Source organism: Moorella sp. E308F, from assembly GCF_006538365.1.
In the GTDB taxonomy this organism is placed as follows: domain Bacteria; phylum Bacillota; class DSM-521; order Neomoorellales; family Neomoorellaceae; genus Neomoorella.
Map to the genome: position 1 here is coordinate 18,957 of NZ_BJKN01000002.1, position 23,255 is coordinate 42,211.

Genomic DNA, 23,255 nt, shown 5'->3' on the forward strand with positions numbered 1-23,255 from the left:
CTTTTTTGGCCTTCGAGCTATATGTAGCTCATATAATTAAATATAACAGGAAGGCCCCGGGCTACAGCCGGAGGTGGTGACCGTGATCCGGGTGACCGAACTGCGCCAGCGGGAGGTAATTAATGTCATTGACGGGCGGCGGCTGGGGACAATTAAAGATATTGACCTGGACCTGGAGGCCGGACGGGTAAAAGCTTTAATCGTACCTGGACAGGGAGGCAGGTTTTTTTTCTTTTTCGGCCGGGAAGAAGATTTAATTATCCCCTGGGAAAATGTGGTTAAAGTAGGAGTTGATGTTATCCTGGTAGAAAGTTATAGCTGTACATCCCCCGTGCACCGGGAAAAGGCTTAAGGAAGGGCGGCCTTATGTTATAATAAAGGCGGGGGGATTCTTTTGGCGCCCTTTATCAGGGAGAACAAGGAAGGAATTGGTTACTGGCGGGTTGCCTTTTTAGAAGAGCAGGCGCCGGTGAAGGCTTTTTATAGCAGTCGTGCCGGTGGTGTCAGCCAGCCGCCCTATAGCAGCTTGAACCTGGGCTTGCATGTTGGCGATGAACCGGCAGCAGTGCTGGTCAACAGGCGAAGGCTGGCAGGGGTCCTGGACCTGCCCCTGGAGGGCTGGGTTGTCGGTGAGCAGGTCCACGGCAACAAGGTGGCCCTGGTGGCCCGGCAGGACGCCGGTCGGGGTGCCGTGGAACTGGCGGCGGCCCTGCCGGGTGTTGATGCCCTGGTGACGGCTGCACCGGGGATTACCCTGGTTGGCTTTTATGCCGACTGCGTTCCCCTTTACTTTGTTGACCCGGTAAAGGGTGTTATCGGCCTGGCCCACGCGGGCTGGAAAGGGACAGTTTTACAGGTGGGGAGCAAGGTGGTGGCCAGGATGGCAACTGAATTTAACAGCAACCCGGCTGACCTCCTGGCAGCTATCGGTCCGGCTGTAGGGCCCTGTTGCTACCAGGTAGATACGCGGGTGGCTGATGCGGTCAGGGAGCACCTCCCCTGGGCCGCTGAAGTTTTAATCCCGGATGGACCCGGCCACTACCGCCTGGACCTTCCCCGGGCCAATTTTCTGGAACTCCTGGCCGCCGGACTAAAGCCGGAACATATTGCCATAGCCGGTCTCTGTACCTGCTGCCAGGCAGATGCTTTTTTCTCTTACCGGGCGGCCGGTGGCCCCACCGGGCGCCAGGCGGCTTTATTATCCCTCTTGAGGTAGATACTATGAAGACAGCTTACAGTCCAGGCCTCCCGGCCCGGCCGCGGCAGCGCCGGCGGTGGAGGCGTATTATCTTGCCGGTACTGGGCTTGCTTCTTTTTACCCTTGTGGCCTGGTTGGGTTTTAAGGAGGCCTTCCAAGCTATTGCCTGGCACCTTTTAAAGGTCGAACGAGTTGATTACGGCGTCCTGGAGGACAATCTCTCTCTGGAGGTTTTTATTGCCAGGGAAGAGCAAGTTCTGATAGCCCCGGCGACAGGAACCCTGGTCCCGGTAGTCCCCGAAGGGGAACGGGTCCCGGTGGGAGCTACCATTGCCCGGATATTGCCAGTAGCCTCCACTCCGCCGGGGCAGGAAACCCTGGAAATCGAAGCCCCCTTTCCCGGCCAGGTTTCCTACCAAACCGATGGCCTGGAAAAGGCCATCCAGCCCGCCACCATTGGCAATATACAATATCAGGAACTAAAGCGCCTGGTGGAACTAGCCGCCCCGGTGACGGCTGGGGGTCAGGTGAAAGCCGGTACGGCCGTTGGCCGTCTGGTCAATAACCTGGCTCCCCTGGTAGTATATGCCCCCCTGGAAGAGTTTCCACCTGGCTGGCAGGCTGGCAAAAGAGTAACTCTTAAACTGCCGGGGGACGGGGACGAGGTGCGAGCCAGCATTACCCGGTTGCAGGATGAAGGTGAGCAAAAGGCCGTTCTCATGACTATCACTTCCTGGGATGAGCGCTGGCTGACCCCCCGTCGGCTGGAAGTAGCTGTGGTATTAAACCGTTACCGGGGCACAATATTACCTGCGGCTGCTTTGATTAACGGGCCGGGAGGGGCAAAGGGGGTCTACCTTCTGGCAGCGCGGGGAATCAAATGGCAGCCAGTTACCATTACAGGTCGGGTAGGGGATAGGGTAGCCGCCCAGAACCTGGAAGCCGGCGCGGAAGTCATTGTCAACCCGGGTCTGGCCCGGTGGCTGGTAAAGTAGCGGTGTTACATTTCGCCAGTTCAGCAGGATTCATTATAAAGATGTAGAAATTAAAGAGGATTGACGGAGGAAAAAAGATGGTCAACCTGGCAGAAAATATCGCTTTGGTACGGGAAAGGATAGCCGCTGCCGCCCGCCGCAGCGGGCGGCAGCCGGAAGAGATAACCCTGGTGGCGGTGACCAAAACCATTTCCCCGGAACGTATTCAGGAGGCCGTAAGTTTGGGCCTCAAAGACCTGGGAGAAAACCGGGTCCAGGAACTCCTGGCCAAGCAGCCCTACATAAGCGGTGTCAGCTGGCACCTCATCGGTCATCTCCAGCGCAATAAAGCCCGCCAGGTATGGGATAAGGTAACCCTGATCCATTCGGTCGACAGCCTGGAACTAGCCCGGGAACTGGACAGGCGGGCCGCGGTTGCCGGTCGCCGGGTTAACATCCTCGTGGAGGTTAATGTGGCCGGCGAGGAGAGTAAATTCGGCCTGGCACCCGAGGCGGTAATCCCTTTCATCCGGGAGCTCACAGGGTTTACCGGCCTGCACGTCCTGGGCCTGATGACGGTAGCTCCCCTGGTAGATGATGCCGAAGAGGTGCGGCCGGTTTTTCGCCGACTGGCAGGCTTACGGCGGGAGGTGGAAGCCCTGCACCTGCCGGGAGTAGACATGCGTTACCTTTCCATGGGTATGACCAACGATTTTGAAGTAGCCATTGAAGAAGGAGCCAACATGGTGCGAATAGGCACGGCCATCTTTGGCGCCCGGGTATAATTAATCTGCGGCGGAGGTGAGGGATATGGCCTTTTGGGATAGTTTACTTAACTGGCTGGGTTACGGCCACGAAGAAGGTTCCCAGGGCACATACAATCAGGTCAAGGAATGGGAATTGCCCCCGGCCCCATCTAGCCCCGGTAAAGCTAAACTGGTAAGCTTGCCGACGGCGCGCCAAACTTTACGCTTGGTAATTGCCCGGCCCCAGTCCTTTGACCAGGCGGCAGCTCTGGCGGAAAACTTGAAAAACTACCGGCCGGTAATTGTCAATGTCGAAGCCCTGCCGGTTGACGAGGCGCGGCGGATTGTCGACTTTCTAAGCGGGGCTACCTATGCCCTGGGGGGACGGGTGCGCCGGGTAACGAGCGGCATCTTTTTATTTACTTCCAGCAATATTGATTTGAGCGGTGACCTGGAAGAACAGGTGGCGGGCGGTATCAGCTGGTTGGAAGCAGCTGGCCGTAAATAGCAGGGAGGATTAAATGTTATGGAGGGTAATATTGGCTTTCTGGGTGCCGGCGCCATGGGGGAGGCCCTGATTCGCGGCCTGTTGCAGAGCCGCCAGATACCTGCGGCAAGGATCCTGGCCTGGGACATCCGGCGGGAAAGGCTGCAGGAACTGGAGGGTACTTATGGCCTGCAGACCGTGGTCGGCAGGGAAGAGCTGGCAGCAAGGGCGGATATTCTTATCCTGGCTGTCAAACCACAAAACGTGAAGGAGGCCCTGGGTGGCCTTATAGTCGGAAAGGAAAAACTGGTAATATCGATCATTGCCGGCGTTACCCTGGCCAGGCTGGCCTCTTACCTTGGGGAAGTGCCGATAGTGCGGGTGGTACCTAATACCCCCGCCCTGGTAGGGGAGGGCATGACTGCCCTGGCGGCCAACAAATTTGTGCAGCCGGAAGCTCTGGAGAAAGCTCTGGCCATTTTCCGCTCCGTCGGCCGGGCTATAGTTTTACCGGAGGAACAGCTCAATGCCGTCACCGGTTTAAGCGGCAGCGGGCCGGCCTATATTTATATGCTTATTGAAGCCATGGCCGACGGTGGCGTGCGCCAGGGACTTGCCCGGTCGGTGGCTTTAGAGCTGGCGGCCCAGACCGTCCTGGGAGCGGCGCGGATGGTACTGGCCACCGGCGAGCATCCGGGGGTTCTGAAGGATAAAGTGACTTCGCCGGCGGGGACCACTATTGCCGGCCTGACTGTTCTGGAAGACCGGGGTGTGCGGGGAGCCATTATCCGGGCGGTAGAGGCAGCCACCTTGCGCGCCGAGAGCTTAAGTAAGGAGTAGAGTTCATGCAAACTTTATTACTGCTAATCCGAACTGCCTTTGAAGTACTAAATTGGCTGATTATTGCCCGTATCCTCATATCCTGGTTTCCCCATGACCCCTATCATCCTGTTATGCGCTTTATCTACGAAGTTACAGAACCGGTCCTGGCCCCCTTTCGCCGCCTCATGCCGCGTACCAGTATCCCCATTGACTTTTCCCCTATAATAGCGGTCCTGGTTTTACAGCTGGTAGAACGCTTGCTCATCAGTTTTATTCTGCACCTGGGATAGGAGGGGGATACAGTGCTGACGCCGCTGGACATCAACAAAAAAGAATTCCACCGCTCCTTTCGCGGCTACAGCTGCGAAGAGGTCGATGAATTCCTGGAACAGGTCTTGCGGGACTACGGCCAGGTTTACCGGGAAAACCAGGAGTTACGGGAGAAAAACCTGCGCCTGGCGGAGGAACTGGAGCGCTATAACAAACTGGAGCAAACCCTTAAAGATGCCCTGATCATGGCCCAGCAAACGGCCGATGAGATGCGCCAGAACGCCCAGCGGGAAGCCGGCCTCATTGTCCAGGAGGCGGAGAATAAAGCTAGGGAGATTTTAAACCAGGCCCGGCTGCAGGTGGAAAAGGCCGAGCGCTACCGGAGCGACCTGGAAGCTATGGCCGCAGCCTTTAAAACGCGACTGCGTTCTTTCCTTCAGGCCCAGCTGGAACTCCTGGCCGCTGAGGAGGCAGCAGCTTCTACTGTTGCTGATAGCCAACCGGGCGAGGAAACTATTTTTGAAGAGTTTAAGGAGTGACGACGTTAAGTGGATTATAGCAAAACCTTGAATCTTCCGCGGACCGATTTTCCCATGCGGGCCAACTTGCCCCAGCGGGAGCCGGAGATCCTCAAATTCTGGGAAGAACAAGATATTTACCGACAGGTACAGGAAGCCAACAAAGGCAAACCCAAATTTATTCTCCATGACGGGCCGCCCTATGCCAACGGCCATATTCATCTGGGGCATACTTTAAATAAAATCCTCAAAGACATCATCGTTAAATATCATTCCATGAACGGCTACGATGCGCCCTATGTCCCGGGATGGGATACCCACGGCCTGCCCATTGAGCAGCAGGCCATTAAAGACCTGGGGCTCAACCGTCGGGCCATTGATGTCGTAGAGTTCCGCAACCGCTGTCGCGATTACGCTTTAAAATACGTCAACATCCAGCGGGAGGAATTCAAACGCCTGGGTGTCCGGGGCGACTGGGAACACCCCTATCTTACCCTGGAGCCGGAATACGAGGCCATCCAGATCGGCGTCTTTGGGGAGATGGCCAAAAAAGGTTATATCTATAAGGGGCTTAAGCCGGTCTACTGGTGCACCGATTGCGAAACGGCCCTGGCCGAAGCCGAAGTCGAATACGGCGAGAAGCGTTCGCCCTCTATTTATGTCAAATTCCCCGTAATCGATGCCCGCGGCCTTTTTGAGGCGGAGGGAAGCTCTGTCGTCATCTGGACGACAACGCCATGGACCCTACCGGCCAATGTAGCCATTGCCCTGCACCCGGAATTCAAGTACGTCCTGGTCCAGGTGGGGGATGAACGTTACCTCATGGCAGAGGAGCTTTACCGCCAGGTATTTGAATTGCTGGCAATTAAAGATTACCAGGTGGTGGCTGCCTTCACCGGTGCCGAACTGGAAGGGGTCGTCTGTCGCAACCCCCTTATGGAGAGGGATTCGGTCGTTATCCTGGGCGAACACGTTACCCTCGAACAGGGTACCGGCTGCGTCCACACGGCCCCAGGCCATGGCCTGGAGGACTACGAAGTAGGCATGCGCTATAACCTGCCGGTGCTCTCACCCCTGGATGACCGGGGCTACTTTACCCCCGAAGCTGGACAGTTTGCCGGCCTGTTCATTGAAGATGCCAATAAAGCCGTGGTTAAGGAGCTGGAAGCCAGGGGGGCGCTGTTGCATTTCGCCTTTATCAAGCACCAGTACCCCCATTGCTGGCGCTGCAAGCATCCTGTTATCTTCCGGGCCACGGAGCAGTGGTTTGCTTCCATTGACGGTTTCCGCCAGCAGGCCCTGGCTGCCATTAAAGAAGTAAAGTGGATTCCGGCCTGGGGCGAAGAACGTATTTACAACATGGTGGCCGAGCGCAGCGATTGGTGTATCTCCCGCCAGCGGACCTGGGGCGTACCCATTCCTATCTTTTACTGCGTAGACTGCGGCAAAGAAATTATCAACGACGCCACTATCAGCCATCTACAGAAACTTTTCCGGGAATTCGGTTCCAATGTGTGGTTTGCCCGGGAGGCGCAGGAGCTGGTGCCGGAAGGGTTGAAATGCCCTGCCTGCGGTGGCCGTAAATTCCGCAAGGAAACGGATATCATGGACGTATGGTTTGATTCCGGTTCCAGCCACGCCGCCGTGCTCACCACCAGGCCGGAACTGGGCTGGCCGGCTGACCTGTACCTGGAGGGCAGTGACCAGCACCGGGGTTGGTTTAACTCCTCCCTGTCGACGGCAGTGGCCACCCGGGGCCGGGCTCCTTACCACCAGGTTCTGACCCATGGTTTCCTGGTAGATGAGGAAGGACGCAAGATGTCCAAATCCCTCGGTAACGGCATCGACCCGGCGGATGTCATCCGGGAAAAGGGGGCCGATGTCCTGCGTCTGTGGGTGGCTTCGGCCGATTACCGGCGGGATGTAGCTGCATCACCCGGCATCATGCAGCAGCTGACCGAGGCTTACCGTAAAATCCGCAATACCTGCCGGTTCCTGCTGGCCAATCTTTACGACTTTGATCCCGGAAAAGATAAGGTAAGCCGGGAGGAAATGCTGGAAATAGACCGCTGGATAATGGATAAACTCCAGCGCCTGGTGGCCAGGGTCACGCAAGCCTATGAAGATTATGAGTTCCACGTGGTCTACCATATCATCCACAATTTCTGTGCCGTAGATTTAAGTGCTATTTACCTGGATATCATCAAGGACCGCCTCTATACCTGGCCGGCCGCCTCAAAAGGGCGGCGTTCGGCCCAGACGGTCCTTTATGAAACCATTAACGTGCTGGTACGACTGTTAACGCCGATACTCGCCTTTACCACGGAAGAAATCTGGCGTTATCTGCCGGCAACCCCCGGCAAGCCCATCAGTGTCCAGCTGGCCGGCTGGCCGCAGGTGCAGGATGCATTCCTGGATGACGAGCTGCAGGCCCGGTGGGATAAGATTTTGCAGGTACGCGATGTTGTTACCCGCGCCCTGGAAAGAGCCCGCCAGGAGCAGGGCCTGGGCAATTCCTTAAATGCCGCCGTCCACCTTTACTCTGATTCCGGGTTGTACCGGTTCCTCCAGTCCCTGGAGGGGGAGCTGGCGACCATTTTCATTGTTTCCCAGGCCGTTTTGCACGCTCCGGGAGAAGAAGCTCCGGCCACGGCCTTTGCCGCCGAAGACCTGCCCGAACTCAAGGTCGTGGTCGAGAAGGCCCCCGGTGAAAAATGTGAACGCTGCTGGATGGTCAGCTCTACCGTAGGCCGGGATAGCGATCATCCCACTCTGTGCGAGCGCTGTGCAGCCGTTTTGCGCCAGGCTTAAAATACAGCCATAAAAACAGAAGAACTGGCTATACTAAAAAAGCGGTTAACTTGCTGCCCAAAGATCGAGGCAGAAGTAATAAGAGGAAAGGAAGGGCAGGGACGGTGAGGCTATTCCAGGCAGAAGACTTTTTGCCCGTGGAAGTTCCGGTGGGGGTTTCCGGCCGCCATATCCATCTCTGCCGGGAGGATCTCGAGGCCCTTTTTGGACCCGGTTATGAACTGACATTGTACCGGGAGCTCAGCCAGCGGGGGGAATTTGCCGCCAGGGAAACAGTTACCATCGTCGGCCCGCGCGGCGTTCTGGAGGGTGTACGGGTTTTAGGTCCGGTCCGGCCTTACTCCCAGGTGGAAATAGCTATGACCGACGGTTTCCGCCTGGGATTAAAGCCGCCAGTAAGGGAATCCGGCGACCTGGCTGATACGCCCGGCATAGCTGTGGTCGGTCCGGCCGGCGCCATCAACCTGCGCCGGGGGGTCATTCTGGCCGCCCGCCACATCCATATGGAAGAAGACCGGGCCAGGGCCCTCCACCTCCATGACGACCAGCTGGTCCGGGTTTGGGTGCCCGGGATAAGGGGCATGATCTTAGATAACGTTATTATCCGGACCAGCCCCCACTACCGCCTGGAGCTGCACCTGGATACCGACGAAGCCAATGCCGCCCTGCTGTCCGGCGGCGATAAAGTCAAAATCCTGCGTCCTTGAAGCAGGATTTTTTATTTTGGGTACGGGGAAAGCTATAAAGGAGTTTTTTAGGAGGAGTAAACCCTATTGGTTGATAATGAAAAGACAGCCGTTTTTCTGGCCGAAAAGATGCAGCAATTAATAACCGCCATAGAAAAAGCCAGCATCGCCGAGTGGATAGAACTCTACCGCCGGCCCTGGCGGCTCCTGTACCTCAACTTTGCCGCCGGGGTGGCCAGGGGCCTGGGTATAGCTGTGGGTTTTGCCATCCTGGGCGCCATTGTGATCTATATCATCCGCGAGCTGGCCCTGCTCAACCTTCCGGTCATCGGTAAACTCATTGCGGAAATTGTCCGCATGGTCCAGCAGGAGGTTTATTAAACTGGGAGGCTTTCATATGGATGCAAAATCCTTAAAGCATTTTCGCAGGAAATTGCTGGAAGAAAAGAAAAAGCTGCAGGAACAAATAGATTCCTTTAACAGCGGGGGATTGCGGGAGCCCCTGCTGGAGTCCACCCAGGAACTGTCCCGTTACGATAACCACCCCGGGGATCTCGGCAGTGAGGAATTCGAGCGCGGCAAAGACCTGGCTTTGAGGGATAACGCCCGTATCCAGCTGCAAAAGATAGACGATGCCCTGGAAAGCATCCAGGATGGGACCTACGGCTACTGCCGGGTGTGCGGTCGGGAGATACCCCGGGAACGGCTGGAGGCCATACCCGAGACAACCCTGTGTCTGGAGTGTCGTAAAAAAATGGAAGGGGCAGGAGACATCAACCATCGGCCCATCGAGGAGCAGGTTATCCTGCCTCCCTTTGGCGGCCAGGTCTCCGATCCCTATCAAAAGCACCCGGACGAGGAGGAAGCCCTCATGTATGATGGGGAAGATACCTGGCAGGACCTGGCCCAAACTATTGAACACGCCTCCGAATCCCGTAGCGGCGCCTACTTCGGCCCTCTGGATCTGGATGAAGACCAGGGCTATGTTGAGCCGGTAGATGGCATCCCCTATTTTAAGGGTGCCGAAGGTATGTTTTATGAAGATACCGGGGCCTACATTGATGATGAAGGGTCTCCGGAGGAAAAGGTAATTGGCGATGCTGGCTGGGACCGGGTGGTGCGTGATGGAGACGAAATAGATAGTTAGTCATAGGGTATAGTTTCCAGGGTATCATTGGCCTTGCCAAAGGAAAAGACGGTGGTGGTATCCTTTTCCGGCAGCAATCGTTGAAAATCGCCGCAGTTGGTATCCAGGCCGTTCCTGGTGATGTGAATGGTCTCCAGCTTGCAGAAACCGGCCCCATCGTGGTGGACGCAGATATCTACCTCACAGTATATGCGGAGCAAAGTAAATCCCTCCTCCGAAAATAACTCTATCGCAGGCTGGCATTGTCTCGCTCGCTACCTGTGCCCTTGTGGAGCGCTCAGCACTCACTAAACTCAGGTACCTCCAAAGGTAGTGCGACTGCAAAAACCCAAGAACTGGTTGCTGTAACTTGGTTACTGTGAGTGCTGGGCCGCTTATTCGGCATCCTTGCCTTTAGAACTCGGCCGAAGGCCTCTTTGTTTTCGGCCCCGCTTATCATCCCTGGAGCTTCGCCTGGGCTGCTTCGCCACTCGGTAGAAGCTCACTCGCTCCAGACAAAAGCCACCCCTCAAAAGTAGTTTACCCATAACGGCTGACGTGGTATGATAGAGAACTAGAGAATGGGGGAGAAGTTTATGCACAAGGCTTTGACCATTGCCGGATCCGATTCCGGGGGCGGAGCCGGTATTCAGGCCGACTTGAAGACCTTTGCCGCCCTCAAAGTTTACGGTTCCAGTGTGATCACTTCTGTGACGGCACAGAATACCTTGGGGGTGCAGGGGACCTTCGACCTGCCGCCGGAATTTGTCGGCCGGCAGATGGATGCCGTTTTAAGCGATATCGGTGCGGATGCCGCCAAAACCGGGATGCTGGCCAATGCCGGTATTATCGAAGTCGTAGCTGCCAAGGTTAAAGAGTACGGAATAAAGAATCTGGTCATTGACCCGGTAATGGTGGCCAAGAGCGGCGATCTCCTGCTGGCCCGGGAAGCGCGCCAGGTTTTGCAGAAAAAACTGTTTCCCCTGGCCCTGGTCATTACCCCTAACCTGGATGAAGCCGGCGTTCTCACGGGGCGCGAGATTAGCAGTGAAGATGAGATGGTAGCTGCAGCCCGGGAGTTACATGACCAGGGCGTACCCTATGTTTTAGTAAAGGGAGGGCACCTGGCCGGTGCGGCAACTGATATTCTCTTTGACGGCCGGGAAGTCCGGCGTTTTTCCGCTCCCCGCCTGGATAACCGCCACACTCACGGGACGGGCTGTACCCTGTCGGCAGCCATCACCGCTTTCCTGGCCCGGGGTTTGACGGTACCCGCAGCGGTAGCGGCGGCCAAGGAGTATATCCAGACGGCCATCAGCCAGGCCCTTGCCGTAGGTCAGGGCTGCGGGCCGGTACACCACCTGGCACCTTATTATTCCTGGGGGGATTGAGCGTGCCCTTTTTGTTGCTGGTAGCTCTGGTCCTGGGCATTGACCAGTTGAGCAAGTATATTATCCGGGTCAATTTCCAGCCCAATGAGAGCCTGCCGGTAATCAATTCAGTTTTTCATTTAACTTACGTCAATAATCCCGGGGCGGCCTTTGGCCTCCTGGCCTATAAAACACCGGTTTTTGTGACCGTGACCCTGCTGGTGGCGGTTGTCATCCTGGTGGCCTACCGCTTCCTGCCTCCGGACCGCATCCTCTTGCGCCTGGCCCTGGCCCTGATGCTGGGCGGCGCCCTGGGTAACCTCATTGACCGCCTGCGCTTTGGTTATGTAGTTGACTTCCTTGATTTCCGCATCTGGCCGGTTTTTAACCTGGCTGACATGGCTATCGTTGGCGGCGTTATTCTCCTCTGCTGGGAACTTTTGGGGCCGGCAGGTGAACAGGGGAAGAGCCTGTGAGCCGTCGCATAGAGCTGGAAGTCACCCCGGAAGACAGGGGAAAACGGCTGGATTCCTGGCTGGCCGGGAAGCTGGAAGGGGTATCCCGTTCCCGCGTCCAGCAACTGCTGGATGCCGGCAAGGTTGCTTTCTCCGGAGGGGGAAGGCCGAAAGCCAATTACCGCCTGCGGGGTGAGGAAAAAATCCAGGTCAACCTGCCGGAGCCGGTGCGGCTGGAGGTAAGACCTGAACCCATCCCCCTGGACATCCTGTACGAAGATGAGGATGTTATTGTCGTCAACAAGCCCCAGGGCATGGTCGTCCACCCGGCTCCCGGCAATGAACATGGCACCCTGGTCAATGCCTTATTGTACCACTGTGGTGATCTGTCGGGTATAAACGGCGTCCTGCGGCCGGGCATAGTCCACCGCCTGGATAAAGATACCTCCGGCATCCTGGTGGCAGCTAAAAATGATGCGGCCCACCTGGGCCTGGCGGCCCAGGTAAAGGCCCATAGCATGAAAAGGGTTTATCTGGCCCTGGTCCACGGGGTAGTAACCGAGCCCCGCGGCCGTATTGAGGCGCCCATTGGCCGGCACCCTGTCGACCGGCAGCGCATGGCGGTTACTGACAAAAATTCCCGGGAGGCCATCACCCATTACCGGGTTCTAGAGCAGTTTGACCGGTATACTTTGCTGGAGGCGCGACTGGAGACGGGGCGCACCCACCAGATCCGGGTGCACATGGCCTTCCTGGGTCATCCGGTGGTAGGTGACCCCAAGTACGGCCCCCGCCGCTGCCCCTTTGACCTGCCGGGGCAACTCCTGCATGCCGGTTGCCTGGGTTTTAACCACCCCGTACGAGGCGATTACCTGGAGTTTACGGCACCGCCGCCGCCGATTTTTTTACGGGTTCTGGAAAACTTAAGGCGGGAGAAAAGGGGAGAGGGTAGATAAGATGCCTGACGGATGGGTTACTGTGGCCGTGAAGGAGAGGGTAGAAGCCCTGATGATCCAGGGTTTACTGGCGGCCGCCGGCCTGCCGGTGCGCCTGCTGGGAGAGCCCTTGGGAAACATTTACGGTTTAAATATAGGCCCCCTGGGGCTGGTCCAGGTTCAGGTGCCGGCGGGGGCTGCCGGGCAGGCGCGGGACATCCTGGCGGCAAGATTCCGGGGTGAAGCAGCCCATGACCGGTAAACATCAGAACCGCCTCAACGACCTCGACGGCCGGGAATGGCTGTACTGGACCGACACCCTCTACATTACCACCTATCCCCCCGATGCTACCCATCCTTTACGCAAACAACACGGGGCTATGAAGCCACCGGAGGTCATGGCGGAAATTATCCGTTTTTTTACTAAAAAAGATGAACTCGTCCTGGACCCCTTTGCCGGCGTGGGGGGAACCCTCCTGGGGGCGGCCCTGGCCGGGCGGCCGAGTCTTGGTTTTGAACTCGACCCCCGCTGGGTAGCCATCTACCGGGCCATCCAGAGCGATTTTATCATTGCGAATGGGGTTATCTGTCGCCGGGAAGAGGCGGTTGCCGGTGGGGAACCCCTGACCGGGGAAATGCGCGAGGGCGACTGTCTGTCCCTGCTAAAGGAATTACCCTCCGCATCTGTTCCGGCGGTAATTACCGATCCTCCTTACGGGATTAACCATGGCGCTACAGGCTTCAGTAAGGAGACCAACTTTAATATGCTTTCTCCTTGGCTGGAAAATGACCTGGGCCGGGCCCCTGACCTGCCCAGTTTCCTGGGGCGCCTGCAGGAAATCGGGCAGGAGATCCGGCGGGTACTCATGCCCGGCCGCTACCTGGTCATGCTGGTGGGGGATCGTTACCAGCAGGGAGAATATGTTCCATTGGGCTTTTTAGTGGCCCAGGCCATGCGTGAGATCGGTTTCAAATTTAAAGGGCTGAAGATCTGGTCCAACAAGGCCACCCGCCGCCACCTTAAGCCCTATGCTATAAAATCAGTCTTCGTACCCAATATCACCCACCAGAACATCCTTATCTTGCGGAAGGAATGAAGCAAAGTTGATGCAACTACTGGCTGTCGGGGCCCAGGTGGGTGCCCTGTTTTTCTATGTCCTTTTGGGTTTCCTGGGGCGCCAGCGTAAGATTTTAACCGCCCAGGGCGACAAAGTCATTTCTGACATTATTTTTTACTTTACCATGCCTGCCCTTACCATCACCTCCATGAACCTCAAGGTTTCCGGCCAGGAATTAACAAACGCCTTTCTGATCCTGGCCGCCGCTGTGGTACTGGTCCTTGGATCCTACGCCTTGTGCGCCCTGGCAGGGGCCTGGCTGCGCCTGCCCTTAAAGACGAATTATGCCTTTCGCTTTACCACCGCCTTCGGCAATGTGGCCTACCTGGGCTTCCCGGTGGCCTACATTCTCTGGGGCCAGCTGGGGGTCTTTTATGCAGCCATGTATGCCCTGGGCCACAATGTCCTCTTCTGGACTTTAGGTGTCTGGTTAATGCAGGATCACCAGGAACACAAAGGCCTCGACTGGCGCCAGATTTTGAACATCAATGTCCTGGCCATTATCCTGGGCCTGGTCCTGGCCCTCTTCCATTTCCAGCTGCCGCCCCTTATTTTCCGTCCCCTGGATGGGCTGGGCCAGGCTACCATACCCCTGGCCCTCTTCCTGGTGGGTTCCATGCTGGCCGAATCTCCTATCCGTACCCTGGCCGGCAAAAAGATAGTTTACCTTATAGTGGCAGTCAGGTTGATAATCTTACCCCTCCTGGCCCTAGGGGCTATGTTCCTTGTCCCGGGCTGGGATAAGAATGTCCGCCTGCTGGTGATTATGGAGATGGCCATGCCAGCAGCTGCCATTGCCCCGGCTGTGGCGCGGAAGTATGACGGCGATTACAACCTGATCTCCGAAGGGGTGGTGGCTACCACCCTGGTTTCCCTGTTAACCATCCCTCTCTGGGCCTGGTTGTTAAATTACCATATATTGACATAAAGTTCCATTTTTCTGGCAGGAAAATCCAGCATGGGTGTCATATATTACCAGTTAAATAATGGTTAATACTAAAAACTGGAAGAGGTGACACCCGTGGCCAAAAAACCTAAAAATGCCCCGGCTCCCAAGATAACTAAAGTTAAAGTAACAGGAAAACTGGATTCCCTTACCGACCTGCTTAAATTACGTTTATTCGAGTACTCGCCCCAATCGATGGACGAGCTAGTCCAGGAAGCGCAGCAGCACCTGCTGACCAGCCATAATCTGGCCAAGATCCAGAAAAACGTGAACCGCTGCTTGACCAAGAACCCCTGCTTTCGCAGTGAAGGCAAGGGATTGTGGTGCCTGCGCCTGGACGGATTGAAGGAAAACGATGCCGCTCACCGCGTCCTTCAGGCCCATGGAGATGCCCTGCGTTTAAGTGAAATCAACGCGGAGTTAAAGGAAGCCGGCAAGCCGGAAGTACCGGGAGAACAAAAGCTGGTAGCCGATGGCCGTTTCTTGCGGCTAAAAGACGGCCGCTGGGGCCTCATCCACTGGGCCTATGTCGAACCGGAGCCGGCGGGAGATAAGTCCCCGCTCCAGCCGGTAAATGCGGCCGGGCCTACCGGTAACGGCCAGGAAACGCAGTCTCCGGGATCTCCAACCAGAACAGCGCCAGGCAAGGGCGGCAGTGGTCCCCAGTTAGTGGAAATGCCCCGGGCCGGCGAGCAGATTCTCCCCCTGGCCAAACCGGCACCAGCGGCTAAAGAAGGCGATTTTTGGGACAAGTTATTCCCCCTGAAGCACACCGGCGAGAAGGCGTCGCCACCGGCGGCCCCGAAATTTACGCCGGTAAAGAACGCCACCGTGGAACCGCCGGCCTGGGAGGAAATAGCCGCCGGGGCCGAAGCCGCCGCCCTCACTCTGGAAACAGAAAAGTTAACCCCGGCCCCCAAGGAATTTAGCCTCATTAACGGCGGTAAGGCTGCCGCCGGCCGCCAGGTGGAGCAAAAGGATGAAGAAAAAGAAAAGCTGCGCCAGGAAATAGAAGACCTGCGCCAGGAGAATAAAAACCTGTTAAGCGATCTGGAAAAACTCCACCGGCGTAAGGAAGAATTGCGCCAGGAGCTCACCCAGATAGAAGAACAGCTGGTAAACTTAAGGGTTGAGCGGGATACCTTGAAGAAAAGGGTCAGCCACCTGGAGACCCGCCTCATGCAGCTCCAGGGAACCCTCAATAAAACCGTCAGCGATGCCCAGGCCGAACAGGCGCGCCTGAAGCAACAGCTGCGGGAGCAGGAATACCGCCTCCAGACGACTCTCATCGCCAATGAAGACCTGGAACGGACGGTGGCCGACCTGCAGAAGGAACGGCAAGAGTTAAAACGCCAGCTCGCCTTCTGGCCGGTGCGCCTGGCCTTACGCCTGGCGGCTCTCTTCGGTTTTAGCCTGCCCCGGGAGAGGACGCGGGCCAGGGCCTACAGCCGCTAGGCCCTTGCTAAAAATGGCAATCATGGCTTATAATATTATTAAACTTCACCCCGGCGAAAGCGGGGTATTTTTATTGAGGCAGGGTGGATTGGCTTTGACGGATGTTGTCCGGGCGCGGGGCCTGGTAAAGAAATATAACGGTTTTACGGCTGTCAAGGGGATAGATTTTACGGTCCGTCCCCGGGAGTGCTTCGGCTTTTTGGGACCCAACGGCGCTGGAAAAACCACCACCATCAAAATGATCCATTGTTTTACCCCTGTGACTGCGGGTAGTTTGGAAGTGCTGGGCTATGACGTGCGCCGCCGGCCGCGGGAAATTAAGGCCCGGCTGGGGGTAGTATCCCAGGAGGATAATCTGGACCCGGAGTTAACAGTAAAGGAAAACCTGTTTCTCTATGCCGGCTATTTCGATATCCCCCGGGGGGAGGCCCACAAACGCGTCCAGGAACTCATGGCCTTTGCCGGCCTGGAGGAAAAGGCCCATATTGAGGTCGAGCACCTTTCCGGGGGTATGAAGCGGCGCCTGGCCATTGCCCGGGCCCTGGTAAATAAACCGCAGCTTTTAATTTTAGATGAACCCACCACCGGCCTGGACCCGGAAGCCCGCCACATGATCTGGGAGAAATTGCGCCAGCTAAAAGCGGCCGGTGTAACCCTAATTCTCACTACCCACTACCTGGAGGAGGCGGCCCAGCTGTGCGACCGGCTGGTCATTATGGACCGGGGGATAATCCTGGAAGAGGGGTCGCCCGGAGAGCTGGTCGAGCGCCATGTCGGCCGGGAAGTCCTGGAACTGGCACCGGTAGACGGCGAAGCCGGGTCCATTTTAACCCTGGTGGGTGGCAGCATCCTGGCCCACCAGACCATAGGCCGGACCCTGTATTTATATACCAGCGACGGCCGCGAAGTCTGGCGGCAGGTCCAGGGCTTAAACAGTAAATTCAGCCATATGAGGTTAAGGCCGGCGACCCTGGAAGATGTTTTCCTTAAGCTAACCGGGAGGGGCCTGAATTAATAAGATGGATATCTCTTACCGTGCCTGGAAAGTTTTCTGGCGTAATTTTGTCGTCTTTCGCAAAACATGGCTGACCAATATTATGTTCAATTTCCTGGAACCACTCCTTTATCTTGCAGCCATGGGTTACGGTATGGGCTATTACATTCCGGCCATCAATGGTATGAGCTACCTCCAGTTTCTAGCCCCGGGGCTGATTGCCTCTTCGGCCATGTGGGCTACGGCCTCCGAGTGTACCTATGACAGCTTTGTCCGCATGAAGTTTCAAAAGACCTACCATGCCATTGTGGCGACCCCGGTGAGCTTGGATGAGGTAGTGGTGGGGGAAATGCTTTTTGGGACCTTTAAGAGTGTCCTCTATGGTACGGTAATTTTACTGGTGATTTCCCTTCTTGGCCTGGTGCAATCGCCAGCGGCCTTGCTGGTGCCCCCGGTCCTGGTGTTATGCGGCTTTGCCTTTGCCGAACTGGGGATGATCTGGACCGGCCTGGTACCTAAGATTGATACCTTCAGCTACTTTTTCACCCTGATTATTACCCCCATGTTTCTTTTTGCCGGAGTTTTCTTTCCCCTGGATGCCCTGCCGTTAATCGTCCAGCGTCTGGCCTGGCTGATCCCCCTTTACCATGTGGTGGAGCTGGTACGGCCCCTGGTCCTGGGGCAGTTAAGTCCGGAACTCCTGGTCCATGTAGCCTGGCTGGTAGTTTTTATTGCCATTTTTTTCTACCCGCCCCTTTACCTCTTGCGTCGGCGTTTAACGGGCTAGCAGGTTGTCCCGGAAGGGAGAATATGTTATCCTGGGTATAAGGTTAAAAAAGGGGGGCAATAACCATCGTAACCCTCGGCACTTTATTCAGCCCTTACGCATGGATACTCATTATCCTGGCGGCGATAATCATCTTTGGTCCCAAAAGGTTGCCGGAACTCGGTCGCGGCCTGGGCCGGACCATCAACGAATTTAAAAAAGGCCTCAAGGCTGACGACAATCCGGAGAAGAAATAGGGCATCCCATCCCCTGTACGGAGGTGGCAAAATGCTAAGCCGGCCTTTACTGGCCATAGACATCGGCGGCGGCACCCAGGATATCCTGCTCTACCGTCCGGACCAGCCCCTGGAAAACTGCGTCCAGCTCATTTTACCCTCGCCAACAGTAATCTGCGGCCGGCAGGTGGAGGCAGCCACAGCCGCCCGCCGGGACGTCTTCCTTACCGGTTACCTTATGGGTGGTGGAGCCCTGGTAGGAGCTTTGCGCCGCCACCTGGCTGCCGGTTTAAAAGTCTATGCTACGGCCGCAGCAGCGCGGACGGTTTATGACGACCTGGATAGGGTGCGGCAACTGGGCATTGAAATAACCGAAGAACCGCCCGGGGATGCAGTAACCATTAAGACGGGCGATGTTGATCTTGATACCCTGGCCGGTAGCCTGGCTCCCTATGGCGTCAGCCTTCCAGCGGAAGTGGCCATAGCCGTCCTGGATCACGGCGAGGCGCCGAAAGGCACGAGCGACCGCTTCTTTCGTTTTCAGCACTGGCAGCGCTTTGTTGCCGGCGGCGGCCGCCTGGCAGACCTGCTTTACCGGGAGCCGCCGCGTTATCTAACCCGGATGCAGGCCGTACAGGAGCAGGTACCGGGGGCCTGGCTCATGGACACCGGCGCGGCCGCCCTGTGGGGTGCCCTGTGCGATGCCAGGGTAGCGGCCCATAGCAAGGAAGGGTTGATCGTTGTCAATTGCGGCAACCAGCACACCATTGGGGTTCTCCTCCAGGAGCAGCGGGTATGGGGCCTGTTTGAGCATCATACCAGCTGTTTAAGCGGCCACAAGCTGGCTAGTTTTGTTGAAAAGTTGAGGGCCGGGGAGCTTACCAATGAGGAAATCTTTAATGACGGCGGCCACGGATGTTATATTGATCCCGGTTACCGGCCGGGTGGGGGCTTCCGTTTCGTTGCCGTAACGGGTCCGCAGCGCCGGCTGACCATACACCAGGATTACTACTGGGCCGCTCCTTATGGTGACATGATGCTCAGCGGTTGCTTCGGCCTGGTGGCCGCGGTGGCCGGTGACATCGGTAAAATTGCCCTTGACAGGGGACAAACTTTGGGCTAAACTACCATCTTGAAGGTCCTTTTAAGTTAGTCCGGTGAGGCTAGCAAGGGAGTAGTATAGGTATACTAGTGGTATGCTAAGCCTGCGCCAACCTTCATGCGCAGGTTTTTTAATGCCCGGAGGAGGGGTTAAGATGGAGCTGGCGGTCAAAGCCAGGATCATGGATGCCGATAAGCTGCGCCGGGCCCTGACCCGCATAGCCCATGAGATCCTGGAGCGCAACCGCGGGACAGGAAACCTGGTCCTAATCGGCATCCGGCGGCGGGGCGTGCCCCTGGCCGAACGCCTGCAGAAACTCATTGAGGAGATTGAAGGGGTGAAGGTACCCTTAGGTATTCTCGATATCACCCTCTATCGCGACGATCTCACTACTTTGAGCGTCCAGCCGGTCGTTCACCGTACTGAGATCCCCTTTAATATCAACAGTAAGAAGGTGGTCCTGGTGGATGATGTCCTTTTTACCGGCCGGACGGTCCGGGCGGCCCTGGATGCCCTGATGGACCTGGGCCGGCCGCAGAACATCCAACTGGCAGTAATCGTTGACCGGGGGCACCGGGAATTACCAATTCGCGCCGATTATGTGGGGAAAAATGTCCCGACTTCCCGTAAAGAAGAGATAGCCGTTCAACTTAAGGAAATCGACGGTGTCGACCAGGTGTTGATCAGGGAACTGCCTCAAGCAGCCGATGTCAGTCCTTGAAATTAGTCCCGCGAGGCTAATAAGGACGGGCGGGAGCAGTCCTCCTTATTAGCCAGTAAGCTGATAAGGAGTTTTTTTATGCCCGGGAAACGGAGGGATTTTGCTATGCGGTTACAACATAAAGACCTGCTGGGGTTAAAGGACCTTACAGCGGAAGAAATTGAACTCATCCTGGAGACAGCAGCCCCTATGAAAGAGATTCTCGGCCGCGATATTAAAAAAGTCCCTACTCTCAGGGGCAAGCTGGTTGTCACCCTTTTCTACGAACCCAGCACCAGGACGCGGACTTCCTTTGAACTGGCCGCCAAGTACATGGGCGCCGATACGGTGAGCATCGCTACCGCCACCAGCAGCATCCAAAAGGGCGAGTCTTTAAAGGATACGGCCCGCACCTTGGCGGCCATGGGAACCGACGCTGTCATCATCCGCCACAGCGCTGCCGGCAGCCCGGCGCTTTTGGCCCGTACCATTGAGGCTTCGGTTTTAAATGGGGGTGACGGCATGCACGAGCATCCTACCCAGGCCCTGCTGGACATGTTTACCATCAAAGAAAAACTGGGCGGCTTTAAGGGCCTAAAGGTGGCCATCCTGGGGGATATCCTTCACAGCCGGGTGGCCCGTTCCAACATCTGGGGCCTGACTAAAATGGGAGCGGAAGTCCGGGTAGTCGGCCCGGCGACCCTGATGCCCCCCGAGGTGGAAAAGCTGGGTGTTAAAGTGTATTACAGCGCCGAAGAAGCTCTCAAAGACGTGGACGTCATTAACGTCCTGCGTATCCAGAAGGAGCGGCAGAAGAAGGGCCTCTTCCCCTCGCTCCGGGAATATGCCCGCCTGTATGAATTAACTCCCCAGCGCCTCAAACTCGCCCGGCCCGGCGCCTTGGTGCTGCACCCCGGTCCCATGAACCGCGGCGTGGAGATTGCCCCGGCGGTAGCCGACGGCCTGCAAGCGGCCATTAACGAACAGGTTACCAACGGCGTGGCCGTACGCATGGCCCTGCTTTATCTGCTGATTGGAGGTGCCAACTGATGGCTATTTTAATCAAAGGCGGGCGCGTAATTGACCCGGCCCAGAATCTGGACGCCCGGCGCGACCTGCTCCTTGAAGGAGATAAAATCGTTGCTCTGGAAGCCGACATCACCCCCACAGCGGGTACAGAGGTAATTGCGGCAGAGGGTAAAATTGTTACCCCCGGCCTGATTGATATGCATGTTCATTTACGTGAGCCGGGGTACGAGCAGAAGGAGACTATTGCCACCGGTACCCGGGCAGCGGCTGCCGGGGGGTTTACGGCTGTGGCCTGCATGGCCAATACCAATCCTGTGGCCGACAGCGCCAGCGTCATAACCTTTATCAAAGAAAAGGCGCGGCAGGAAGGGGTAGTCCGGGTTTATCCCGTAGGTGCCCTGTCCAAAGGGCTGGAAGGTAAGGAGATAGCGGAAATCGGGGAACTGGCGGCGGCCGGCGCAGTAGCTATTTCCGACGACGGCCACCCGGTAATGAACGCCCTGGTCATGCGGCATGCCCTAGAGTATGCCAAAATGTTCAACCTGCCGGTAATTAGCCACTGTGAAGATACCAATCTGGCTAACGAAGGTCTCATGCATGAAGGCATTTTGTCTACTATCCTGGGCCTTCGGGGGATACCGGCGGCGGCGGAGGAGGTGATGGTCGCCCGGGATCTTATCCTGGCGGAAATTACAGGAGGAAGGCTGCACCTGGCCCACGTCAGCACGGCAGGTTCCGTCCGTCTCCTCAAAGAAGCCAGGATGCGAGGTGTTAAAGTAACGGCTGAAGCTACCCCCCATCACCTCTGCCTGACGGACGAACTGGTCCAGAGCTATGACACCAGCACCAAGGTCAACCCGCCCCTGCGGCCGGCGGACCACGTGGCGGCCGTCGCAGCGGCCCTGGCGGCCGGGGAGATTGATGCCATCGCTTCCGACCACGCTCCCCATGCCGATGAGGATAAAGATGTAGAATACGATTACGCTCCCTTCGGTATGGTAGGCTTAGAGACGGCCGTGCCTCTGGTGGTGACGGAACTGATTCTGCCCGGCAAATTGACCTGGCTGCAGGCGGTACAGGCCTGGACGGTAAATCCGGCCCGGATTTTAAATGTACCCGGGGGCAGCCTGGCGCCGGGAGGGGTAGCCGACGTGACCATCATTGACCCGGAGTTGGAGAAAGAAGTCAATGTCAACGAATTTTACTCCCTGGGTCATAACTCGCCCTTGCATGGCCGCAAGCTAAAGGGCTGGCCGGTAGCGACCATCGTCGGCGGCCGCATCGTTATGGAGCAGGGGAAGGTCATAGAGGATTGACTTATGAGGGCCAACAACCCCGCCACGAAGGCAAATAATTTGGCGAAAGAACCTAACCTCTCCTGCAAGAAGATATCGAAACGTTATTTTAGAGGAGTGAACGCCGGTGCAAGGTTTTTTGGTGCTGGCAGACGGTACGGTTTTTACCGGCGAGGCCTTTGGCTATCCCGGCTACTGCCATGGCGAAGTAGTTTTCAATACCAGCATGACCGGTTACCAGGAAATCCTGACCGATCCCTCTTACTGCGGCCAGATTGTTGTCCTCACCTATCCCCTTATTGGTAACTACGGTATTAATGCTGAGGATTGGGAATCCGAAGGCCCCCGGGTGGCTGGCTTTATCGTCCATGAAGCCTGTCCCCGGCCCAGCAACTGGCGGGCCACCGGGGATATCGACCATTATTTAAAAGAAAACCGCATCCCGGCCCTTCAGGGGGTAGACACCCGCGCCCTTACCAGGCACCTGCGTCGCCATGGTACCATGCGGGGCATCCTGGCCACAGGAGAAGTTGACGTGGAGGAGCTAAAGACCCGGGCCGCCATGGAGCCACCTTTAAGCGGCCCCAAACTGGTGCCGGCCGTGACCAATAAGGAACCTTTTACGGTTGAAGGCGGCGAGCGCCGCATCGTCCTCTATAATTTCGGTGTCAAGGAGAATATCATCCGCTGGCTCCATCGCGTGGGCTGTACGGTCATGGTCATGCCGGCCCGGAGTACGGCGGCTGACATCTTAGCCACCCGGCCCCACGGGGTGGTCATCTCCAACGGCCCGGGCGACCCCAAGGATGTACCTTACGGCGTGGCTACCATCCGGGAACTCCTGGGCAAAGTACCTATGATGGGCATCTGCCTGGGCCATCAGCTTCTGGCCCTGGCCCTGGGGGGTGATACCTATAAGCTCCCCTTCGGTCACCGGGGCGGCAACCACCCGGTCAAGGATTTAAGTACCGGCCGGGTCTACATCACCTCCCAGAACCACGGCTACGCCGTCCGGGCTGAAACACTACCGGGAGAAGTGGCCGTCTCCCATATCAACCTTAATGACGGTACCGTTGAAGGCTTGCGTCACCGGCAGTTGCCTATCTTTTCCGTCCAGTACCACCCCGAGTCTTCTCCGGGCCCGACGGATTCCGAGTACCTTTTTCATGAATTCATTCAGATGGTAGATGGCAATCGGAGAAAGGAGGGCCACTGA

The 23,255-nt window shown here is 56.9% G+C and carries 28 protein-coding genes; 27 read left to right on the forward strand and 1 reads right to left on the reverse strand.

Annotation, left to right across the window (positions count from 1 at the left end):
• Positions 1–82 precede the first annotated feature (82 nt).
• From E308F_RS06475 to E308F_RS06530, 12 genes are all read left to right on the forward strand, one after another.
• Entirely contained in the window at positions 83–352 is a 270-nt protein-coding gene (locus E308F_RS06475; RefSeq protein WP_141264151.1) for a PRC-barrel domain-containing protein, read from the forward strand.
• A 42-nt stretch (positions 353–394) separates the two neighbouring features.
• Positions 395–1,216: a peptidoglycan editing factor PgeF gene (gene pgeF / locus E308F_RS06480; protein WP_141264152.1), complete on the forward strand. Its 822-nt coding sequence runs from the start codon at positions 395–397 to the stop codon at positions 1,214–1,216.
• Positions 1,217–1,221: 5 nt separating this feature from the next.
• Positions 1,222–2,193 (forward strand): HlyD family efflux transporter periplasmic adaptor subunit, encoded by a 972-nt coding sequence (locus tag E308F_RS06485; protein WP_141264153.1) that lies wholly within the window; start codon positions 1,222–1,224, stop codon positions 2,191–2,193.
• A gap of 77 nt (positions 2,194–2,270) precedes the next feature.
• Entirely contained in the window at positions 2,271–2,957 is a 687-nt protein-coding gene (locus tag E308F_RS06490; protein ID WP_141264154.1) for a YggS family pyridoxal phosphate-dependent enzyme, read from the forward strand.
• A gap of 25 nt (positions 2,958–2,982) precedes the next feature.
• Positions 2,983–3,426: a cell division protein SepF gene (locus tag E308F_RS06495; RefSeq protein ID WP_141264155.1), complete on the forward strand. Its 444-nt coding sequence runs from the start codon at positions 2,983–2,985 to the stop codon at positions 3,424–3,426.
• Positions 3,427–3,444: 18 nt separating this feature from the next.
• Complete coding sequence (proC, locus tag E308F_RS06500) at positions 3,445–4,245, forward strand: pyrroline-5-carboxylate reductase (protein WP_141264156.1); 801 nt, start codon at positions 3,445–3,447, stop codon at positions 4,243–4,245.
• 5 nt (positions 4,246–4,250) lie between these two features.
• Complete coding sequence (locus E308F_RS06505; protein WP_141264157.1) at positions 4,251–4,517, forward strand: YggT family protein; 267 nt, start codon at positions 4,251–4,253, stop codon at positions 4,515–4,517.
• A 12-nt stretch (positions 4,518–4,529) separates the two neighbouring features.
• Complete coding sequence (locus E308F_RS06510) at positions 4,530–5,036, forward strand: DivIVA domain-containing protein (protein WP_141264158.1); 507 nt, start codon at positions 4,530–4,532, stop codon at positions 5,034–5,036.
• 9 nt (positions 5,037–5,045) lie between these two features.
• Positions 5,046–7,826 carry an isoleucine--tRNA ligase gene (gene ileS, locus E308F_RS06515; RefSeq protein WP_141264159.1) on the forward strand — a complete coding sequence of 927 codons (2,781 nt, stop codon included), beginning with the start codon at positions 5,046–5,048 and terminating at the stop codon, positions 7,824–7,826.
• Positions 7,827–7,930: 104 nt separating this feature from the next.
• Positions 7,931–8,533 carry a phosphate propanoyltransferase gene (gene pduL, locus E308F_RS06520; RefSeq protein ID WP_141264160.1) on the forward strand — a complete coding sequence of 201 codons (603 nt, stop codon included), beginning with the start codon at positions 7,931–7,933 and terminating at the stop codon, positions 8,531–8,533.
• A gap of 108 nt (positions 8,534–8,641) precedes the next feature.
• Positions 8,642–8,893 carry a DUF5665 domain-containing protein gene (locus E308F_RS06525; RefSeq protein WP_141265199.1) on the forward strand — a complete coding sequence of 84 codons (252 nt, stop codon included), beginning with the start codon at positions 8,642–8,644 and terminating at the stop codon, positions 8,891–8,893.
• 16 nt (positions 8,894–8,909) lie between these two features.
• Positions 8,910–9,659, forward strand: a complete 750-nt coding sequence (locus E308F_RS06530) for a TraR/DksA C4-type zinc finger protein (RefSeq protein ID WP_141264161.1) — start codon at positions 8,910–8,912, stop codon at positions 9,657–9,659.
• Here E308F_RS06530 and E308F_RS06535 read toward each other — a convergent pair.
• Entirely contained in the window at positions 9,656–9,859 is a 204-nt protein-coding gene (locus tag E308F_RS06535; protein WP_172613377.1) for a DUF1540 domain-containing protein, read from the reverse strand. The genes E308F_RS06530 and E308F_RS06535 overlap by 4 nt on opposite strands.
• A 375-nt stretch (positions 9,860–10,234) precedes the next feature.
• On the opposite strand from E308F_RS06535, the gene thiD reads away from it, so the two are divergent.
• The 15 genes from thiD (at position 10,235) to carA (ending at position 23,255) form a co-directional block, all read left to right on the forward strand.
• The gene (gene thiD, locus E308F_RS06540) at positions 10,235–11,029 is read left to right on the forward strand and encodes a bifunctional hydroxymethylpyrimidine kinase/phosphomethylpyrimidine kinase (protein ID WP_141264163.1); all 795 of its coding nucleotides are present in this window, start codon (positions 10,235–10,237) and stop codon (positions 11,027–11,029) included.
• A gap of 2 nt (positions 11,030–11,031) precedes the next feature.
• A complete protein-coding gene (gene lspA, locus E308F_RS06545) occupies positions 11,032–11,484 on the forward strand; it encodes a signal peptidase II (protein WP_141264164.1) in 453 nt (150 codons plus the stop codon).
• Complete coding sequence (locus E308F_RS06550) at positions 11,481–12,419, forward strand: RluA family pseudouridine synthase (protein WP_253260421.1); 939 nt, start codon at positions 11,481–11,483, stop codon at positions 12,417–12,419. Before lspA ends, E308F_RS06550 begins: the two co-directional genes overlap by 4 nt.
• Before the next feature lies 1 nt (position 12,420).
• A complete protein-coding gene (locus E308F_RS06555) occupies positions 12,421–12,660 on the forward strand; it encodes a putative signal transducing protein (RefSeq protein ID WP_141264165.1) in 240 nt (79 codons plus the stop codon).
• A complete protein-coding gene (locus E308F_RS06560; RefSeq protein ID WP_141264166.1) occupies positions 12,650–13,495 on the forward strand; it encodes a DNA methyltransferase in 846 nt (281 codons plus the stop codon). Before E308F_RS06555 ends, E308F_RS06560 begins: the two co-directional genes overlap by 11 nt.
• Before the next feature lie 10 nt (positions 13,496–13,505).
• Positions 13,506–14,444 carry an AEC family transporter gene (locus E308F_RS06565; RefSeq protein ID WP_216364481.1) on the forward strand — a complete coding sequence of 313 codons (939 nt, stop codon included), beginning with the start codon at positions 13,506–13,508 and terminating at the stop codon, positions 14,442–14,444.
• 93 nt (positions 14,445–14,537) lie between these two features.
• On the forward strand, positions 14,538–15,917 hold the full coding sequence (locus E308F_RS06570) for a hypothetical protein (protein ID WP_141264168.1): 1,380 nt from the start codon (positions 14,538–14,540) through the stop codon (positions 15,915–15,917).
• 4 nt (positions 15,918–15,921) lie between these two features.
• Positions 15,922–16,932, forward strand: coding sequence for an ABC transporter ATP-binding protein (locus tag E308F_RS06575; RefSeq protein WP_373995954.1), 1,011 nt, complete (start codon positions 15,922–15,924; stop codon positions 16,930–16,932).
• Positions 16,933–16,936: 4 nt separating this feature from the next.
• Complete coding sequence (locus E308F_RS06580; RefSeq protein ID WP_141264170.1) at positions 16,937–17,698, forward strand: ABC transporter permease; 762 nt, start codon at positions 16,937–16,939, stop codon at positions 17,696–17,698.
• Between the two features lie 65 nt (positions 17,699–17,763).
• Positions 17,764–17,934: a twin-arginine translocase TatA/TatE family subunit gene (gene tatA, locus E308F_RS06585; protein WP_141265201.1), complete on the forward strand. Its 171-nt coding sequence runs from the start codon at positions 17,764–17,766 to the stop codon at positions 17,932–17,934.
• Positions 17,935–17,965: 31 nt separating this feature from the next.
• Complete coding sequence (locus E308F_RS06590; RefSeq protein ID WP_141264171.1) at positions 17,966–19,036, forward strand: DUF1786 domain-containing protein; 1,071 nt, start codon at positions 17,966–17,968, stop codon at positions 19,034–19,036.
• A gap of 133 nt (positions 19,037–19,169) precedes the next feature.
• Positions 19,170–19,736: a bifunctional pyr operon transcriptional regulator/uracil phosphoribosyltransferase PyrR gene (gene pyrR / locus E308F_RS06595; protein WP_141264172.1), complete on the forward strand. Its 567-nt coding sequence runs from the start codon at positions 19,170–19,172 to the stop codon at positions 19,734–19,736.
• 105 nt (positions 19,737–19,841) lie between these two features.
• Entirely contained in the window at positions 19,842–20,765 is a 924-nt protein-coding gene (locus tag E308F_RS06600; RefSeq protein WP_141264173.1) for an aspartate carbamoyltransferase catalytic subunit, read from the forward strand.
• Entirely contained in the window at positions 20,765–22,060 is a 1,296-nt protein-coding gene (locus tag E308F_RS06605) for a dihydroorotase (RefSeq protein WP_141264174.1), read from the forward strand. Before E308F_RS06600 ends, E308F_RS06605 begins: the two co-directional genes overlap by 1 nt.
• A gap of 106 nt (positions 22,061–22,166) precedes the next feature.
• A complete protein-coding gene (gene carA, locus E308F_RS06610; RefSeq protein WP_141264175.1) occupies positions 22,167–23,255 on the forward strand; it encodes a glutamine-hydrolyzing carbamoyl-phosphate synthase small subunit in 1,089 nt (362 codons plus the stop codon).

Bases quoted from the DNA above. Each gene is read 5' to 3' on its own strand.
- E308F_RS06485 (WP_141264153.1), top strand. From the start codon at position 1,222: ATGAAGACAGCTTACAGTCCAGGCCTCCCGGCCCGGCCGCGGCAGCGC.
- E308F_RS06490 (WP_141264154.1), top strand. From the start codon at position 2,271: ATGGTCAACCTGGCAGAAAATATCGCTTTGGTACGGGAAAGGATAGCC.
- E308F_RS06495 (WP_141264155.1), top strand. From the start codon at position 2,983: ATGGCCTTTTGGGATAGTTTACTTAACTGGCTGGGTTACGGCCACGAA.
- proC (WP_141264156.1), top strand. From the start codon at position 3,445: ATGGAGGGTAATATTGGCTTTCTGGGTGCCGGCGCCATGGGGGAGGCC.
- E308F_RS06505 (WP_141264157.1), top strand. From the start codon at position 4,251: ATGCAAACTTTATTACTGCTAATCCGAACTGCCTTTGAAGTACTAAAT.
- E308F_RS06525 (WP_141265199.1), top strand. From the start codon at position 8,642: ATGCAGCAATTAATAACCGCCATAGAAAAAGCCAGCATCGCCGAGTGG.
- E308F_RS06530 (WP_141264161.1), top strand. From the start codon at position 8,910: ATGGATGCAAAATCCTTAAAGCATTTTCGCAGGAAATTGCTGGAAGAA.
- thiD (WP_141264163.1), top strand. From the start codon at position 10,235: ATGCACAAGGCTTTGACCATTGCCGGATCCGATTCCGGGGGCGGAGCC.
- E308F_RS06555 (WP_141264165.1), top strand. From the start codon at position 12,421: ATGCCTGACGGATGGGTTACTGTGGCCGTGAAGGAGAGGGTAGAAGCC.
- E308F_RS06560 (WP_141264166.1), top strand. From the start codon at position 12,650: ATGACCGGTAAACATCAGAACCGCCTCAACGACCTCGACGGCCGGGAA.
- E308F_RS06565 (WP_216364481.1), top strand. From the start codon at position 13,506: ATGCAACTACTGGCTGTCGGGGCCCAGGTGGGTGCCCTGTTTTTCTAT.
- E308F_RS06580 (WP_141264170.1), top strand. From the start codon at position 16,937: ATGGATATCTCTTACCGTGCCTGGAAAGTTTTCTGGCGTAATTTTGTC.
- E308F_RS06590 (WP_141264171.1), top strand. From the start codon at position 17,966: ATGCTAAGCCGGCCTTTACTGGCCATAGACATCGGCGGCGGCACCCAG.
- pyrR (WP_141264172.1), top strand. From the start codon at position 19,170: ATGGAGCTGGCGGTCAAAGCCAGGATCATGGATGCCGATAAGCTGCGC.
- E308F_RS06600 (WP_141264173.1), top strand. From the start codon at position 19,842: ATGCGGTTACAACATAAAGACCTGCTGGGGTTAAAGGACCTTACAGCG.
- E308F_RS06605 (WP_141264174.1), top strand. From the start codon at position 20,765: ATGGCTATTTTAATCAAAGGCGGGCGCGTAATTGACCCGGCCCAGAAT.